This is a genomic window from Hephaestia sp. MAHUQ-44 (genome assembly GCF_023806085.1).
Classification (GTDB): Bacteria; Pseudomonadota; Alphaproteobacteria; order Sphingomonadales; family Sphingomonadaceae; genus Sphingomonas.
The window spans coordinates 358503-373066 of record NZ_JAMSLX010000002.1 but is presented as its reverse complement, the minus strand read 5'-3'; the positions used below and the strand labels follow the sequence as shown (position 1 = coordinate 373066).

21 protein-coding genes and 1 other RNA gene are annotated in these 14564 nt (G+C 65.8%); 14 read left to right on the top strand and 8 right to left on the bottom strand.

Annotation, left to right across the window (positions count from 1 at the left end; genetic code table 11):
- Positions 1–6: 6 nt before the first annotated feature.
- Positions 7–1494, bottom strand: coding sequence for a signal recognition particle protein (ffh, locus tag NFE57_RS03960; RefSeq protein WP_252134262.1), 1488 nt, complete (start codon positions 1492–1494; stop codon positions 7–9).
- Between the two features lie 238 nt (positions 1495–1732).
- On the opposite strand from ffh, the gene NFE57_RS03955 reads away from it, so the two are divergent.
- Entirely contained in the window at positions 1733–3367 is a 1635-nt protein-coding gene (locus NFE57_RS03955) for a putative bifunctional diguanylate cyclase/phosphodiesterase (RefSeq protein ID WP_252134261.1), read from the top strand.
- Here the strand turns inward: NFE57_RS03955 and NFE57_RS03950 are convergent.
- Positions 3342–3920 (bottom strand): DUF924 family protein, encoded by a 579-nt coding sequence (locus NFE57_RS03950; RefSeq protein WP_252134260.1) that lies wholly within the window; start codon positions 3918–3920, stop codon positions 3342–3344. The genes NFE57_RS03955 and NFE57_RS03950 overlap by 26 nt on opposite strands.
- Positions 3921–3937: 17 nt before the next feature.
- Here NFE57_RS03950 and mtaB point away from each other — a divergent pair, with 17 nt between their 5' ends.
- The 3 genes from mtaB (at position 3938) to NFE57_RS03935 (ending at position 6997) form a co-directional block, all read left to right on the top strand.
- On the top strand, positions 3938–5290 hold the full coding sequence (mtaB, locus tag NFE57_RS03945) for a tRNA (N(6)-L-threonylcarbamoyladenosine(37)-C(2))-methylthiotransferase MtaB (protein ID WP_252134259.1): 1353 nt from the start codon (positions 3938–3940) through the stop codon (positions 5288–5290).
- Positions 5287–6222, top strand: a complete 936-nt coding sequence (gene ftsY, locus NFE57_RS03940) for a signal recognition particle-docking protein FtsY (RefSeq protein WP_252134258.1) — start codon at positions 5287–5289, stop codon at positions 6220–6222. The genes mtaB and ftsY overlap by 4 nt, the downstream gene beginning before the upstream one ends.
- 88 nt (positions 6223–6310) lie before the next feature.
- A complete protein-coding gene (locus tag NFE57_RS03935; RefSeq protein WP_252134257.1) occupies positions 6311–6997 on the top strand; it encodes an inner membrane-spanning protein YciB in 687 nt (228 codons plus the stop codon).
- Between the two features lie 54 nt (positions 6998–7051).
- Here the strand turns inward: NFE57_RS03935 and NFE57_RS03930 are convergent, their stop codons facing one another.
- Together NFE57_RS03930 and pspF are read right to left on the bottom strand one after the other, a co-directional pair.
- On the bottom strand, positions 7052–7657 hold the full coding sequence (locus NFE57_RS03930) for a superoxide dismutase (RefSeq protein WP_252134256.1): 606 nt from the start codon (positions 7655–7657) through the stop codon (positions 7052–7054).
- 125 nt (positions 7658–7782) lie between these two features.
- Positions 7783–8817, bottom strand: a complete 1035-nt coding sequence (gene pspF / locus NFE57_RS03925) for a phage shock protein operon transcriptional activator (protein WP_252134255.1) — start codon at positions 8815–8817, stop codon at positions 7783–7785.
- Positions 8818–8991: 174 nt separating this feature from the next.
- Between pspF and NFE57_RS03920 the strand changes: the two genes are divergently transcribed.
- The 10 genes from NFE57_RS03920 (at position 8992) to NFE57_RS03875 (ending at position 12507) form a co-directional block, all read left to right on the top strand.
- On the top strand, positions 8992–9141 hold the full coding sequence (locus tag NFE57_RS03920; RefSeq protein ID WP_252134254.1) for a hypothetical protein: 150 nt from the start codon (positions 8992–8994) through the stop codon (positions 9139–9141).
- Positions 9142–9209: 68 nt separating this feature from the next.
- Positions 9210–9878 (top strand): phage shock protein PspA, encoded by a 669-nt coding sequence (gene pspA, locus NFE57_RS03915; protein ID WP_252134253.1) that lies wholly within the window; start codon positions 9210–9212, stop codon positions 9876–9878.
- Between the two features lie 4 nt (positions 9879–9882).
- On the top strand, positions 9883–10158 hold the full coding sequence (pspB, locus tag NFE57_RS03910; RefSeq protein ID WP_252134252.1) for an envelope stress response membrane protein PspB: 276 nt from the start codon (positions 9883–9885) through the stop codon (positions 10156–10158).
- Position 10159: 1 nt separating this feature from the next.
- Entirely contained in the window at positions 10160–10537 is a 378-nt protein-coding gene (gene pspC / locus NFE57_RS03905) for an envelope stress response membrane protein PspC (RefSeq protein WP_252134251.1), read from the top strand.
- Between the two features lie 30 nt (positions 10538–10567).
- Positions 10568–10867, top strand: a complete 300-nt coding sequence (locus NFE57_RS03900) for a hypothetical protein (RefSeq protein ID WP_252134287.1) — start codon at positions 10568–10570, stop codon at positions 10865–10867.
- Positions 10868–10880: 13 nt separating this feature from the next.
- On the top strand, positions 10881–11201 hold the full coding sequence (locus tag NFE57_RS03895; RefSeq protein WP_252134250.1) for a hypothetical protein: 321 nt from the start codon (positions 10881–10883) through the stop codon (positions 11199–11201).
- A 12-nt stretch (positions 11202–11213) separates the two neighbouring features.
- Positions 11214–11495 (top strand): hypothetical protein, encoded by a 282-nt coding sequence (locus tag NFE57_RS03890; RefSeq protein WP_252134249.1) that lies wholly within the window; start codon positions 11214–11216, stop codon positions 11493–11495.
- Positions 11496–11525: 30 nt separating this feature from the next.
- Positions 11526–11792, top strand: coding sequence for a hypothetical protein (locus NFE57_RS03885; protein ID WP_252134248.1), 267 nt, complete (start codon positions 11526–11528; stop codon positions 11790–11792).
- A complete protein-coding gene (locus NFE57_RS03880; protein ID WP_252134247.1) occupies positions 11785–12027 on the top strand; it encodes a hypothetical protein in 243 nt (80 codons plus the stop codon). The genes NFE57_RS03885 and NFE57_RS03880 overlap by 8 nt, the downstream gene beginning before the upstream one ends.
- A gap of 72 nt (positions 12028–12099) precedes the next feature.
- Entirely contained in the window at positions 12100–12507 is a 408-nt protein-coding gene (locus NFE57_RS03875) for a SufE family protein (RefSeq protein WP_252134246.1), read from the top strand.
- Here NFE57_RS03875 and NFE57_RS03870 read toward each other — a convergent pair.
- The 4 genes from NFE57_RS03870 to NFE57_RS03855 form a co-directional block, all read right to left on the bottom strand.
- The gene (locus tag NFE57_RS03870) at positions 12495–12827 is read right to left on the bottom strand and encodes a hypothetical protein (RefSeq protein WP_252134245.1); all 333 of its coding nucleotides are present in this window, start codon (positions 12825–12827) and stop codon (positions 12495–12497) included. The two genes, NFE57_RS03875 and NFE57_RS03870, sit on opposite strands and share 13 nt — an antisense overlap.
- A complete protein-coding gene (locus NFE57_RS03865; RefSeq protein WP_252134244.1) occupies positions 12812–13348 on the bottom strand; it encodes a J domain-containing protein in 537 nt (178 codons plus the stop codon). The genes NFE57_RS03870 and NFE57_RS03865 overlap by 16 nt, the downstream gene beginning before the upstream one ends.
- A gap of 53 nt (positions 13349–13401) precedes the next feature.
- An RNA gene (gene rnpB, locus NFE57_RS03860) (RNase P RNA component class A) lies at positions 13402–13773 on the bottom strand.
- A gap of 72 nt (positions 13774–13845) precedes the next feature.
- Positions 13846–14526 (bottom strand): N-acetylmuramoyl-L-alanine amidase, encoded by a 681-nt coding sequence (locus NFE57_RS03855; RefSeq protein WP_252134243.1) that lies wholly within the window; start codon positions 14524–14526, stop codon positions 13846–13848.
- Between the last annotated feature and the right edge of the window lie 38 nt (positions 14527–14564).

Sequence of the window (14564 nt, the reverse complement as noted above, 5' to 3'; positions counted from 1 at the left end):
AGCGCGTCACTTCTTCTTCATGAAATTCTCAAAGCCGGGGGGCACGTTGGGCATGTTCTTGGGACCGTTGGGAAGCCCCGGAAGCCCGGCATCCATCCCCTTCATCATGTCGCCCATCTGCGCGCCGCCGAGCTGGTTGCCGAGGCCGCCCATGCCGCCCTTGCCGAGCATCCCGAGCAGCCCCTTCATCCCGCCCATCTTGCGGATCTTCTTCATCGCCGAGGACATTTCCTGGTGCATCTTGAGGAGCTTGTTGACCTCCTGCACCGTCGTGCCCGACCCCTTGGCGATGCGGATCTTGCGCTTGGCGTTGATCAGCGCCGGCTTGTCGCGCTCCTGCTGGGTCATCGAGCCGATCATCGCATCCATGTGGATCAGGATCTTGTCGTCGACCGCGCCCGAGGCCATCGCGGCCTGCGCCTTCTTCATCCCCGGGATCATCCCCGCGAGCGCGCCCAGCCCGCCCATCCGGCGCATCTGCGCCAGCTGGCCGCGCAGGTCGTTCATATCGAACTGACCCTTGGCGAGCTTGTTCGCCATCCGCTCGGCATCTTCGGCCTGGATCGATTCCGCGGCCTTCTCGACGAGGCTGACGACGTCGCCCATGCCGAGGATACGGCTGGCGACGCGTTGCGGGTGGAATGCCTCGATCGCGTCAAGCTTCTCGCCCGTCCCGGCGAACTTGATCGGCTTGCCGGTGACCGCGCGCATCGACAGCGCCGCACCGCCGCGCGCATCGCCATCCATGCGGGTCAGGACGACACCGGTGAGCGGCACCTGCTCCGAGAAATTCTGCGCGACGTTGACCGCGTCCTGCCCGGTCAGCGAATCGACCACGAGCAGGATTTCAGCGGGATTGGAGACGTCGGCGATCGCCTTCATCTCGTCCATCAGCGCCTGATCGACGTGGAGGCGCCCGGCGGTGTCGAGGATCAGGACGTCATAGCCCTGGAGCTTCGCCGCCTGCATCGCGCGCTGCGCGATCTCGACCGGGCGCTGGCCCGCGACGATCGGGAGCGTCGCGACCTCGGTCTGCGTGCCCAGCGTGGCAAGCTGTTCCTGCGCGGCAGGGCGATTGACGTCGAGCGACGCCATCAGGACCTTCTTGCGGTCCTTGTCCTTGAGCCGTTTGGCGATCTTGGCCGACGTGGTGGTCTTGCCCGAGCCTTGCAGCCCGACCATCATCACCACCGCGGGCGGGGTGACGTCGAGCAGCAGTTCGGACTGATCCGACCCGAGCATTTCGGTGAGCGCGTCGGAGACGATCTTGACGACCTGCTGCCCCGGCGTGACCGAGCGCAGCACATTGTGGCCGATCGCCTTTTCGGTGACGTCGTCGACGAACTGCCGCGCGACCGGCAGCGCGACATCGGCCTCGAGCAGCGCGACGCGCACCTCGCGCATCGCGGCGCGCACGTCGGCCTCGGTCAGCGCGCCGCGGCCGCGCAACCGATCGAAAACACCGCCAAGCCTGTCGCTCAAGCTATCGAACATAACCACTCCAATCCGTGCCGCGAGAAAACGATGGCCACCAACGCAAAATACGCCGGCGGACGAAACCTCGTCGGCCGGCGTCGCCCACGCGGGACGGGTGCCTTCGCTCCTGTGCGGAACGTTCGGGGCGCCCGATAACGCAAAGCGGCCCCGCGCGCAACCGACCGATACGCCTTAACCCCTTCTATACGCGTGATGGGGGACAAGGACCATCGGGCGACAAGGGGAATGTCGGAATATGGCGATCGAGACGGTGGAGATCGAGTCGCCGGTGCAGCGGCCCGATCGCGATATCGTGACGCCGATCGTTACCGGTGCGGCCATTCTGCTGTTTCTGGGGGTCGGCGGTGCGGCTTTATCACGGATCGTGGCGGTCTATATCCACGATGCCGCCCCACCCGAACGCGCGCTGACGATTGCGTTGCTCCTCAATATCGCGCTGATCCTGTTCGGCTGGCGCCGCCACGCGTCGCTGTCAAAGGCACTGGGCATGCGCACCGCCGCCGAGGAGAGAGCGCGCGCGCTGGCCGCGAGCGATCCGTTGACGGGCTTTCTCAACCGCCGCTCGCTGACCGAACAGGGCGCGATGCTGCTCACCCAGGCCCGGCGTCGCCAGAAGGCACTGGCGCTGCTGCTGCTCGATCTCGATCATTTCAAGACCGTCAACGACATGCACGGCCATGCCACCGGCGACGCGTTGCTGCGCTGCGTTGCCGCCTGCATCGGCGACCTGCTGCCGCCCGGCGCGCTTGCCGCGCGCTTCGGCGGCGACGAATTCGCCTGCGCGATGCTGTTCGATCCCGACCATCCCGACACCGTCGACCGGATGGCCGAACGACTCGTTTCAAGGCTCGCCGAGCCGGTGACGGCCGACGGTGTGCATTTCCACGTCAGCGCGTCGCTGGGGATCGCCCGATCCGATTTCGACTGCGCCTCGATCGACGGCCTGCTGCGCAGCGCCGATATCGCGATGTACGCCGCCAAGAAAGCCGGGCGGAATCGCTTTGCCTGGTTCGATGCGTCGATGGAGCGTGAACTGCACGCCCGCAACGCGCTTGAGACCGGCCTGCGCGCGGCGATCCCGCGCAACGAGATCGTCCCCTATTTCGAACAACAGATCGATCTCGCCACCGGCCATCTCCATGGCTTCGAGGTGCTCGCGCGCTGGGAGCATCCGCACCGCGGGCTGATCGCGCCCAAGGACTTCATCCCGATCGCCGAGGAAACCGGGATGATCGCCGATCTGTCGCTGTCGGTGATGCGACAGGCGTTGATGGCGGCGCGCGACTGGGATCCGTCGCTCAGCCTGTCGGTCAATATTTCACCATGGCAATTGCGCGATCCCTGGCTTGCCCAGAAGATCATCAAGCTGCTCACCGAGACGAATTATCCCGCCGCGCGGCTCGAGGTCGAGATCACCGAAAGCGCGCTGTTCGAGAATCTCGCGCTCGCGCAATCGATCGTCGGCAGCCTCAAGAATCAGGGCATCGGCATCGCGCTCGACGATTTCGGCACCGGCTACAGCTCGCTCGCCCATCTACGCGCGCTGCCGTTCGACCGGATCAAGATCGACCGCAGCTTCGTCACCTCGATCAACGACAATGCCGAAAGCGCCGCGATCATCGGGGCGATCGCCCGGCTGGGCGAGAGCCTCCATCTGCCGATCACCGCCGAGGGAATCGAGGACAAGGCAATCGCAGAGCGCGTGCTCGCGCTGGGCTGCGCACGCGGCCAGGGCTGGCTCTACGGCCGGCCGCTCAACCGCACCAATGTCCGCAAACTCCTCGCCGAGCGCCGGCTGATCACGCCCGCGCTCGCCGTGCCGCCGGGGCCCAGCGACCCCGATATCACCACCCGGCGCCGGGCTGGCTGAGATAATCCTCCTCCCCCGGGGTCGAGACGCGGCCGAGCGCGGCGTTGCGCGCGGGGAAACGGCCGAAGCGATCAATCACCTCGGCATGATCCTTCGCGAAACCGAAGATATGATCGTCGTTCAGCGTCGCGAAAAAGGCGAGGCTCTCCTGCTGGGTCGCGGCGTCTTCGGCGTGCATCATCGGCAGGTAGAGGAACTGGCGTTCGGTGGCGGTCATGCCCGTATCCCAGCCCTGCGCGATCGCGTGCCGGGTCAGCGATAGCGCGAGCGGATCGGCGGCGAAGGCCTGTGCTTGCCCGCGATGGATGTTGCGCGAGAATTGATCGAGCACGATGACGGCCGCGAGCAAGCTGCGCGGATCGCCGCGCCAGCCGCTGGCATCGGTACGGACCAGCGTTTCGAGAAGCCCGGCGAAGCGCGCCTTGATCGTTGCATCGAGTGCGGCGTCCTTGGCGAACCGCTTCGCCGCGGGCACCTCGTCGAACCAGAAGGCGAGCACCGCCTCCGTCAATCCGTAGACTTCGTTCGGCTGCACCCCTAGATCGTCCGCCATGAAGGCCCTCCCCTGCCATGTCTGAGCCAGAAATCATCACCCTCGGGTGTCGGCTGAACATCGCGGAAAGCGAAACGATCCGCCAGCTTCTTGGCGACGACGACCTGATCGTGGTCAATTCGTGCGCGGTGACCAACGCCGCGATCAAGCAGACTCGCGCCGCGATCCGCAGCGCGCACCGCCGCAGGCCCGAGGCGAAAATCGCGGTAACCGGCTGCGCGGCGCAGATCGACCCCGCCAGCTTCGCGGCGATGCCCGAGGTGACACGCGTGATCGGCAATGCCGAGAAACTGACGGCGGACACGTGGGCCGCGTCGACGCCGGTCGTCGTCGGCGATATCATGCGGGTGCGCGAGACCGCGCCGCACCTCGCCGCGAGCTTTGCCGACCAGACCCGCTCCTTCGTCGAGGTGCAGAACGGCTGCGACCATCGCTGCACCTTCTGCGCGATCCCCTTTGGCCGCGGCAACAGCCGATCGGTACCCGCGGGCGCGGTAATCGACAGAATCGCGGCATTGGTCGACGCGGGGCATCGCGAGGTGGTGCTGACCGGCGTCGACCTGACCAGCTACGGCCCCGATCTGCCCGGCGCGCCGAGCCTTGGCCAGCTCGTCGAGCGCATCCTGCACCATGTGCCGCGGCTCGACCGGCTGCGGCTGTCGTCGCTCGATTCGATCGAAATCGACGACCGGCTGTTCGCGCTGGTGACGCAGGAGCAGCGGATCATGCCGCACCTGCACCTGTCGTTGCAGGCCGGCGACGACATGATCCTCAAGCGGATGAAGCGCCGCCACAGCCGCGCGCAATCGGTGGCGATCGTCGCGCGATTGAAGGCAGCGCGCCCCGAACTGGCGATCGGTGCCGATCTGATCGCGGGTTTCCCGACCGAGACCGAAGCGATGGCCGCCAACAGCCGCGCGCTGATCGACGATTGCGACATCGTCCATGCGCATATTTTCCCTTATTCGCCGCGCGCGGGCACGCCCGCCGCGCGGATGCCGCAGGTCGCGCCCGAAATCCGCAAGGCACGCGCGGCCGCGCTGCGGGCGACGGCCGAGGTACGGCGGCAGCGCTGGCTTGCAGGGCTGATCGGGACGACGCAGGACGTGCTGGTCGAACGGCCCGGCGATCGCGGCCATGCCGGGAATTTCGCCGAGGTGCGGCTTCGCGCCCCGTTCGCCCCGAGCTTGTCGGCGCCTGTCCTGAACGCCTGTCTTTCGCAGGCCATCGCAGGGGACCGTCCTTCTTGCGGTGACGCGCAGGACAAGAACGGTGCTTCGACAGGCTCAGCACGAACGGAAGCAGGAATGATCGTCACGGCAAGAATAACCGGCGTCGCGGACAACGCCTTGATCGGAACCATCGAATGACCACCAAGACATCCTGGCACGACAAGCTGCTGGGCGGCTTCAAACGCACGTCCGACCGGCTGGTGGGCAACCTCGCCGGGCTCGGGCTGGCGCGGCTCGACGAGGAAACGCTCGACGAGATCGAGGAAGCGCTGATCGCGTCCGATCTCGGCCCCGAGACCGCCGCGCGCATCCGCGGCCGGCTCGCCGAGGGCAGCTATGAGCGCGACATGGAGGAACTGGGCATTCGCCTCGTCGTTGCCGAGGAGGTCGAAAACGCGCTCGCCAAGGTCGCCAAGCCGATCGAGATCGAGGCCTTTCCGCGGCCGCAGGTGATCCTTGTCATCGGCGTCAACGGATCGGGCAAGACGACGACGATCGCGAAGCTCGCGCATCTGCTGACCGAGCAGGATTATTCGGTGATGCTGGTCGCCGGCGACACCTTCCGCGCCGCCGCGATCGGGCAGTTGAAAATATGGGCCGATCGGATCGGGGTGCCGATCGTCGCCGGCGAACAGGGCGGCGACGCGGCGGGGCTGGTGTACGAAGGTGTCAAGCGCGGCACCGCCGAGGGGATCGACGTGCTGATCGTCGACACCGCGGGGCGGCTCCAGAACAAGCGCGAGCTGATGGACGAGCTCTCCAAGGTGCGGCGCGTGCTCGGGCGGTTGAACCCGGCCGCCCCGCACGACGTGGTGCTCGTGCTCGACGCGACCACCGGCCAGAACGCGCTCAGCCAGATCGAGGTGTTCAAGGAAACCGCGGGCGTGACCGGGCTGGTGATGACCAAGCTCGACGGCACCGCGCGCGGCGGTGTGCTCGTGGCAGCGGCCGAGAAATTCGCGCTGCCAATCCACGCGATCGGCGTGGGCGAGGGCGTAGAGGATTTCCGGCCGTTCGACGCGCATGAGGTCGCACGGATCATCGCGGGCGTCGAAAGCGTGCGAAAATAATCGACCTTGGCTGCAACCCGAACCCGCGCGCTGCATTCCTGTCACCCCGGACATGTACCGGGGCCTCCACGAAAAAAAGAAGTGATTGATGGCTAAACCGACCCAAAGTGACGATTCTTCCGGCATGCGCATGGCGGTGGATTATGCCCCGCTGGTGGTGTTTTTCGTGGTCAATTTCCTCGTTCCCGCGGAGGTTGCGATGCGCATCGTCGCCGGGGCGACGCCGTTTCTCGACGGGGTCGACAAGCTCGGCGCGGTGGTGATCGCGCGGATCATTCTTGCGACTGCCTCGTTCGTGCTGGCGACGATCGCGGCGCTGATCGTCTCGAGGATCAAGCTCGGGCGGATTTCGCCGATGCTGTGGATTTCGGGCGTGCTCGTGCTCGTTTTCGGCGGGCTGACGATCTATTTCCACGATCCCAGGTTCATCCAGCTCAAGCCCACCATCCTCTACGCGATGTTCGCGGGTGTGCTGGGGTTCGGGCTGATGACGGGGCGGCCGCTGCTCGAAGCGCTGCTCGGCGCGGCCTATCCGGGGCTCAACGCGCTCGGCTGGCGCAAGCTGACCCGCAACTGGGCGGTGTTCTTCGTGGCGATGGCGCTGCTCAACGAAATCGTCTGGCGATCGACGAGTTGGGATTTCTGGGTGGGCTTCAAATTGTGGGGCGCATTGCCGCTGACGCTGCTGTTCGCGGTCGCCAATGTGCCGATGCTGATGCGCCACGGGCTGACGATCGCCGAGAAAGCGGTGACCGAGCTACCGCCCGAGGGGTAACGAAAAAGGCCCCGGTTTCCCGGGGCCTTCGTCGGTTCGCGAAAATGCGTCGGCTCAGGCGAGCGCGGACGCGTAATTCTTGGCGGCCTGATCCCAGTTCACGACATCCCACCACGCCTTGAGATAGGCGCCGCGATCGTTGCGATAGGTGAGGTAATATGCGTGTTCCCACACGTCGTTGCCGAGGATCGGCGTGCCCTTTTCGGCCACCGCATCCATCAGCGGATTATCCTGATTGGGGGTCGAGGTGATCTTGAGCTTGCCGGCCTTGTCGGCGATCAGCCAGGCCCAGCCCGAGCCGAACTGACCCGCGCCCTTGGCGTTGAATTCTTCCTTGAGCTTGTCGAGCCCGCCGAATTCGGCGATCGCATCGGCGAGCTTGCCCGAGGGGCTGCCGCCGTTTGCGGCCATGATCTTCCAGAAGAAATCATGGTTCCAATAGCCGCCGCCATTGTTGCGGACCTTGGCCGATACCTTGGACGCCTGGCCGAGAATTTCCTCGATCGACTTGCCCTCAAGCCCGCCTTCGGTGACGCCGGCGTTGAGGTTCGCGGTATAGGCCGCGTGGTGCTTGCCGTGGTGGAGCTTCATCGTCTCCTCGTTGATCGTCGGCGCCAGCGCGCTGTAATCGTACGGAAGCGGCGGCAGTTCGAAAGCCATGGCTTTTCTCCTTGTTATGATCGGGGGGTTGCTATGGGCAACGCCGGGACCCCAAAATGGGTCCGCGAGGGTCGTTACGCAACCGGCCCGTTGCTTTCTTTTGGGGGTGATCCGAAATTCGCCGATCAGCTTGCCCCGCCGAGCAGATCATGGCGACGCAGCGCGTGGCGGAGCTGATCGTAGGTCAGTCCCAATGCTTCGGCAGTCGCGCGCTGGTTGAAGCGGTTGTCCGCAAGCGCGCGCCTGAGCAACTGATGTTCGAAGCGCGACACGCGCGATTTGAAGTCCGACGGGCCTTCCTCGCATGCGGTGACGGGGTCTTCGTCCTCCGTCGCGGCCGGCTCGGCAGCAGGCGGCGCGGCGCGATCCCCAGCGGGCGCGGCCGGGCGATAGGGCGACACGAACGGATCGAATTCGATCGCCTCGATCGGGCCTTCGCGTTCCCAGCGATAGACCGCGCGTTCGATGACGTTGCGCAGTTCGCGGACATTGCCGGGCCAGCCATATTCGATCAGCGCGTCGGTCGCTTCGGCGCCGAATCCGGGCCAGTCCGCCCAGCCGATTTCAGAGGCCATGCGGCGCCCGAAATATTCGGCGAGCACCATCACGTCGCTCTTGCGCGCGCGCAGCGGCGGCAATGTCACGACCTCGAACGACAGCCGATCGAGCAGATCGGCGCGAAACGCATTCGCCGCGACCTTGGCAGGCAAATGTTCGTTGGTCGCGGCGACGATCCGCACGTCGACCCGGATCGGGCGCGACGAGCCGATCCGGGTGATCTCTCCATATTCGACCGCGCGCAGCAGCCGATCCTGCGCCGCCATCGACAGCGTGCCGAGTTCGTCGAGGAACAGCGTGCCGCCGTGCGCCTCCTCGAACCGCCCGACGCGCGCCTTGGTGGCGCCGGTGAAGGCGCCCGCCTCATGCCCGAACAATTCGGCCTCGATCAGCGTTTCGGGGAGCGCGGCGCAATTCATGATGACGAGCGGCTGATCCCAGCGCGGCGACAGGCGATGGAGACGCTCGGCGACAAGCTCCTTGCCGGTGCCGCGCTCGCCGATCACGAGCACCGGCCGATCGAGTGCGGCGGCACGGCTGGCGCGTTCGAGCGCGTCGAGAAAGGCCCCTGACTGGCCGATGACCTGGGTGGTTCGCTCCATGGCCAAGCATTGGCGCAATTCACCAAGGGTTGGCAAGATACAAAGTGTATGATGCACCTAAAGCAGCGCCGAAAAGAGCGATTTTTTGCCTGCCACGCATTTGGCACGCCGCATGCAGAGCACCCGACATCTCCGCCCAAGCGACGGACCCGACCTCAAGATCAGGAATTCGCCATGTTCAAGTTCGAGACCATCGCCCGCACTACCGCCACGATCGCGTGCACCCTCGTCTTCAGCGCCGCCTGCGTGCTGGGCGCGGTCGCCCCCGCCCACGTGACGGCCGCCCCGTCATCCGATAGCGTCGCCGTCGGCCCCCTCGCCTGACCCGACGCGCCGGGGTGGGACGCCCCCTGCCCCGCCCCGGCAGCCCATTGACCAAGGAGCATTACCACATGGGTATCTTCTCACGGACCCGAGACATCATTGCCGCCAACTTCACCGACCTGCTCGACAAGGCCGAAGACCCGGCCAAGATGATCCGCATGATCATCCTCGAGATGGAGGAAACGCTGGTCGAGGTTCGCGCGTCGGCCGCGCGCACCATCGCCGACCAGAAGGAGATGCGCCGGCATATCGCCAAGCTCGACAAGCTCCAGGAAAACTGGACCGAAAAAGCCGAGTTGGCGCTGTCCAAGGATCGCGAGGATCTCGCCAAGGCCGCGCTGATCGAACGCCAGAAGGCCGGCGACATGGCCGAACAGCTTCAGGACGAGATCAAGGTGCTCGACGATGCGCTGCGCGGGTCGGAAGAGGATATCGCCAAGCTCCAGACCAAGCTGCGCGAGGCGCGCAACCGGCAGAATTCGATCCTGACCCGGCTGGAGAGCGCCACCAACCGCGTGCGGATGCGCGAGGTCTATGCCGGGCCCAAGGCGCAGGACGCCTTTTCGCGCTTCGACGTGCTCGAACGCCGCGTCGACATGGCGGAAGGCCGCGCCGATGCCTTGTCGCTGGGCGGTCCGCAGAAAACGCTCGACGAAGAGATCGCCGAACTGCGCACGAACGAAAAGGTCGAAGCCGATCTCGCCGCGCTCAAGGCGCGCCTGAACAAGGAGGATTGAGCCGATGGACGATCTTCTGATGTGGATGGGCATCCTCGGCATCGTCGTGGGTCTGCCCTGGCTCCTCCTCCACTATATCACCAAGTGGAAGCAGGCGCCGACGCTGACCGGTGAGGACGAGAAGCTGCTCGACGACCTGCACTACACCGCCCGCCGGCTCGAGGACCGGCTCGCGACGATCGAACGGATCATCGCCGCCGACCATCCCGACTGGAAACCGCTCGATCCGCCCGCGCAGGAACGCCGGCTCGAGGATTACGACCTGATGAGGAGGAACTGAGATGTCAGACCGCCGCACCCAATTCTATCTCGACAAGCATAACGGCAAATGGCTGGGCGTGTGCGCGGGGATCGCGGATTATACCGGGCTCGACGTGACGCTGGTGCGGGTCGGCATGGTGCTGCTGACGCTCGCGACAAGCGGCTGGGCCTTCCTTGGTTATATCGCCGCCGCCTGGTTCGCGCCCAAGAAGCCGATCGAGCATTACACGTCGCCCGAGGATACCAAATTCTGGCAGGGCGTGCGGACCAATCCGCGCCGTTCGACCGCCGAAGTGCGCTCCAAATTCCGCGACATCGACCGCCGGCTCGCCGACATCGAGCTGATGTACACCAGCCGCAACACGCGCCTTGCCGACGAGATCGAGCAACTGCGCTGACCGACGGGCCAAGGGAGGATTACAATGGATATGGGTTGGATGGTGCCGGTGGGGATCGTGGCCGCAATCAGCGCCTCGCACGCCTTTCGCACCTGGGTTCGCGCCAAGCACGGCTACCCGCTCGAGGACGAAAACCGCAAGCGTGGCCGGTCGTATCGCGGCGAAAGCCCCGACGCCGAACGCAAGATCGAACTGCTGTCGACCGAGAACGAACGCCTGACCGGGCAGATCGGCCGGCTCGAGGAGCGGCTGCGGGTGCTCGAGCGGATCGCCACCGACCCGGCCGAACGCACCGCGCGCGAGATCGATTCGCTGCGCGACGCGAGCTGAAGGAATCGCCGACATGGATATCGCCGACATCATCATGCGCATCGCGCCGCTCATCGTCACCGTGGTGATCGTCGGGGTGGCCGGGCTGGTGCTCAACACCTGGATGCGGATCAAGAACGGTTACCCGCTCGATGGCGCCTGGGGACAGGCGGTCTATCCCAAGACCACCAACGAGACGACCGAGCGCGTCAAGCTGATCGGGCAGGAGAATGCGCAGCTTCGCGCCGAACTCGCCTCGGTCAAGGATCGGCTGGCGACCGTCGAACGCATCGTTACCGATAGCGGCCATCTGCTCGATCAGGAGATCGAGCGGCTGCGCGGCCCCGCGAACTGAGGAGAAGGCCCGATGGACAGCAATATGATCGCCTTCTTTGTGATCGTCGTCGGCCTTCCCGTGGTGCTGGGCATCGGCAGCGACATGTTCAAGCGCTGGTTGAAGCTCAAGGAACGTCAGATGGACATCCAGGGGGTGCAGACCGCCGAAAAGGCCGCGCAATATGCCGCGCATACCGAGCGGCTCGAACAACGCGTGCGCGTGCTCGAACGGATCATCACCGATCGCGGTATCGCCCTTGCCGACGAGATCGATCGGCTGCGCGACGATCGCCCGGTCGATCCCTTGAACTGACGCATAACAAGAACCGCAGGGAGACCTGACATGAACCCCTTTGAAATGGTCCTCGGCATCATCATCGTGGTGACCATCGGGAAGATCTTGCAGGCGCGTTTCGCAGCCGGCGGGGCCCCGCGCGGCAACGACGACAGCCAGGAAGCACGCCAGCTCCGCGATGAAGTCCGCATGCTCAAGGAGCGCCTTGCGGTGCTCGAGCGGCTCGCCACCGACGACAATTCGAGCGCACGCCTCGACCGCGAGATCGAGGCGCTGCGCGACCGCACCAGCGAAAGGACGCGTCATGATGACTGACAGCATTCTTTACATGACCCTTGCCGGCGCCGGCCTCGCCGCAATCGCGATGCTGGCCTATGCCGGATTGACCGGCTGGCGCGGCTGGCTCGACCTCAAGCATGAGGAACTGGCCGTCCGGCACGAGGCCGACGGCGACCGGGCCTTGCCCAACGCGAGCGCGCGGATCGAGATCGCCGACCTCAAGGAACGCATCCGCAAACTGGAGGCGATCGCGGCCGGGGTGGACCTTTGATGTCCGCCCTGCCAGCGCAGGCCGGCGCTATCGGGATTGTGAAAGTGGCGCGAAGCGCCTAGCTCGCGCGGCATGAGTCATCTCACCGCGCTGCAAGACGAATATGAATTCCTCGACGGCGACGATCGCTATCGCCTGCTGATCGACCTCGGCCGAACGCTGGCGCCGATGCCCGAGCCGCTCAAGACCGACGCGACCCTGGTGCGGGGCTGTTCGGCCTCGGTATGGGTCTATCCCACCGTCCGCGACGACGGGGCGCTGCATTTCATGGCCGACAGCAATGCCGCGATCACCAAGGGGATCATCGCGCTGGTGCTGCTGACGGTGCAGGATCAGCCGCCCGCCGATATCCTCGCGGCCGATATCGAGGGCGCGCTGGCGCCGTTCGATCTCAAGAACCAACTCAGTTCGAACCGGACGCAAGGGATCCCCAACATGATCGCGCTGATCCGCGCGACCGCGCGGCGCTACGCGGGCTGAACCGCGCCGGCGGCCAGGCCCAACTCGGCCGCCACGTCATCCAGGTTGCTGCCAGCGGGCACGATCCGCCAGCGGCCGGGATCACGCGTATCCACCACCGTCACCGCGCCATCGGGGCAGACATCGAGACAGCCGACCTCGACGATTCCAATCGCGGCCTTGCGCCCCTTTTTGAGGCCGAGCCGCTTGCGCAATCCTTTGGCGAGCGATTGCTTGCCCTTGCGGCCGAAGCCGCCGTCGAGTTTCTTCGAGCATTTGCGGCAGACGAGGATCGCGCCCTGCCAGTCCGATCGAACGCCGGCTTTCAGTCCGGACGCCATTCGCGGTTTTCCTCGGCAACGCGCAGCACGTCATACGCCGCCTGAATCGCCTGGAACCGCGTCGCGGCCTCGGCATCGCCGGGCTTGACGTCGGGATGGCAATCCTTGGCGAGGCGCCGCCATGCCGTCCGCACATCGGCGAAGGTCGCATCGGCGTCGAGTTCGAGCATGTCGAGCGCGCGCATTTCATCCCGCGATCGGCTGCCGTCGCCGGGGCCGCCCCAGCCATAATGTTTGGATTCGGCAAAGCCGCCTGCGTCGCGCCGTTCGTCGGCCTCGCGCGCCTTGGCTTCCTCGTCGCTCAGGCCCTCGAAATAATTCCAGTTGCGATTGTATTCCGCGGCGTGCTGCTCGCAGAAATACCAGCGATCCCTGGTGCTCGGCGATTTTGGCGCGGGCCGGTCGCCCGGTTTCTCGCAGCCGTGGCGATCGCAGATGCGCACACGCACGGCCTCACGCTCGGAGCCGTAGCCCCGCCAGCGGGGAAAGCCCCAATCGGTCGAGCGTCGCGCGGTAGACATTCTCGCCGACATAGGCCGCCGGCCGCGAAGCGCAAGCAAGGATCGGTCGAAGCGGTGTCAGAGGGCCTGTAAGCCGGGTTTTGTCCTCCTGCCGAAGCAGGATGGGCGACCATTCCTCTAGCCCCGAACTTGCGTTCGGGATCAAGCAACCAACCCGGACGCCGGGCCGGAACATGCCCATGTGGCGCCCCTATTCGGTCTTGCTCCCGGTGGGGTTTGCCCTGCCGCTGCCGTTACCGGCCGCGCGGTGCGCTCTTACCGCACCCTTTCACCCTTACCTGCCCCGAGGGGCATTGGCGGTTTGCTCTCTGTGGCACTTTCCCTGGGGTCACCCCCGCCGGGCGTTACCCGGCACCGTCATTTCCGTGGAGCCCGGACTTTCCTCGGTGCGCGCAAGCGCGCAACGCGGCCGCCCGGCCCTCTGACGTTTGTGCCCATAGCGCCTGCGCGGCGCCATTGGAAGCGGGCCGGGGCCGCTACAAATCCCCTGAGGGGAATCAATCCCCCTGCGGCTGGGGCAGCAGCAGGGCGAGCAGGATCATCCGGCATTCGGCATCGACTTCGCCGTCGACCAGTTCGGGGCGGAAGCGGCGCTGGAACGCCATGATCGCGGCCATCGGCTCGCTGGTGTCATACCCAAACCGTTCGAGCGCGATCAGAAAGCCCCCGCCGGTCCAGTGCGGGTCCATCAGGTTGCGCGTCGGGCGCGGCAGCGCGAGCCGGCGTCGAGCGAGTTCGTGCCAGGGGAACAACTCACCCGGATCGCGCTTGCGCGCGGGCGCGATATCAGAATGGCCGACGACATTGCCGCGCGTGATCGCATGGCGATCCTTGATCGCGGCGACGAGGCGGACCACCGAGGCGATCTGCGCCTCGGGAAACGGGCGATAGCCGAATTCGTGCCCCGGATTGACGATCTCGATCCCGACCGACGCCGAATTGACGTCGCTGACCCCGCGCCACCACGATTTGCCCGCATGCCACGCGCGATCGGCCTCGTCGACGAGGCGCAGCACGATGCCATCCTCGGCCACGACATAATGCGACGAGACCTTGGCCGCGGGATCGCGCAAGCGCGCAATCGCGGCCTCGCCGGTCTCCATGCCCGTATAATGGAGCACGATCATCGACACGGGCAGGTCGCGCGCGTCGAAATTGGGGGACGGCGCCTCGATCATCGCCGACGCTTGGCGCGACCGGGCCTGCTTGTAAAGCG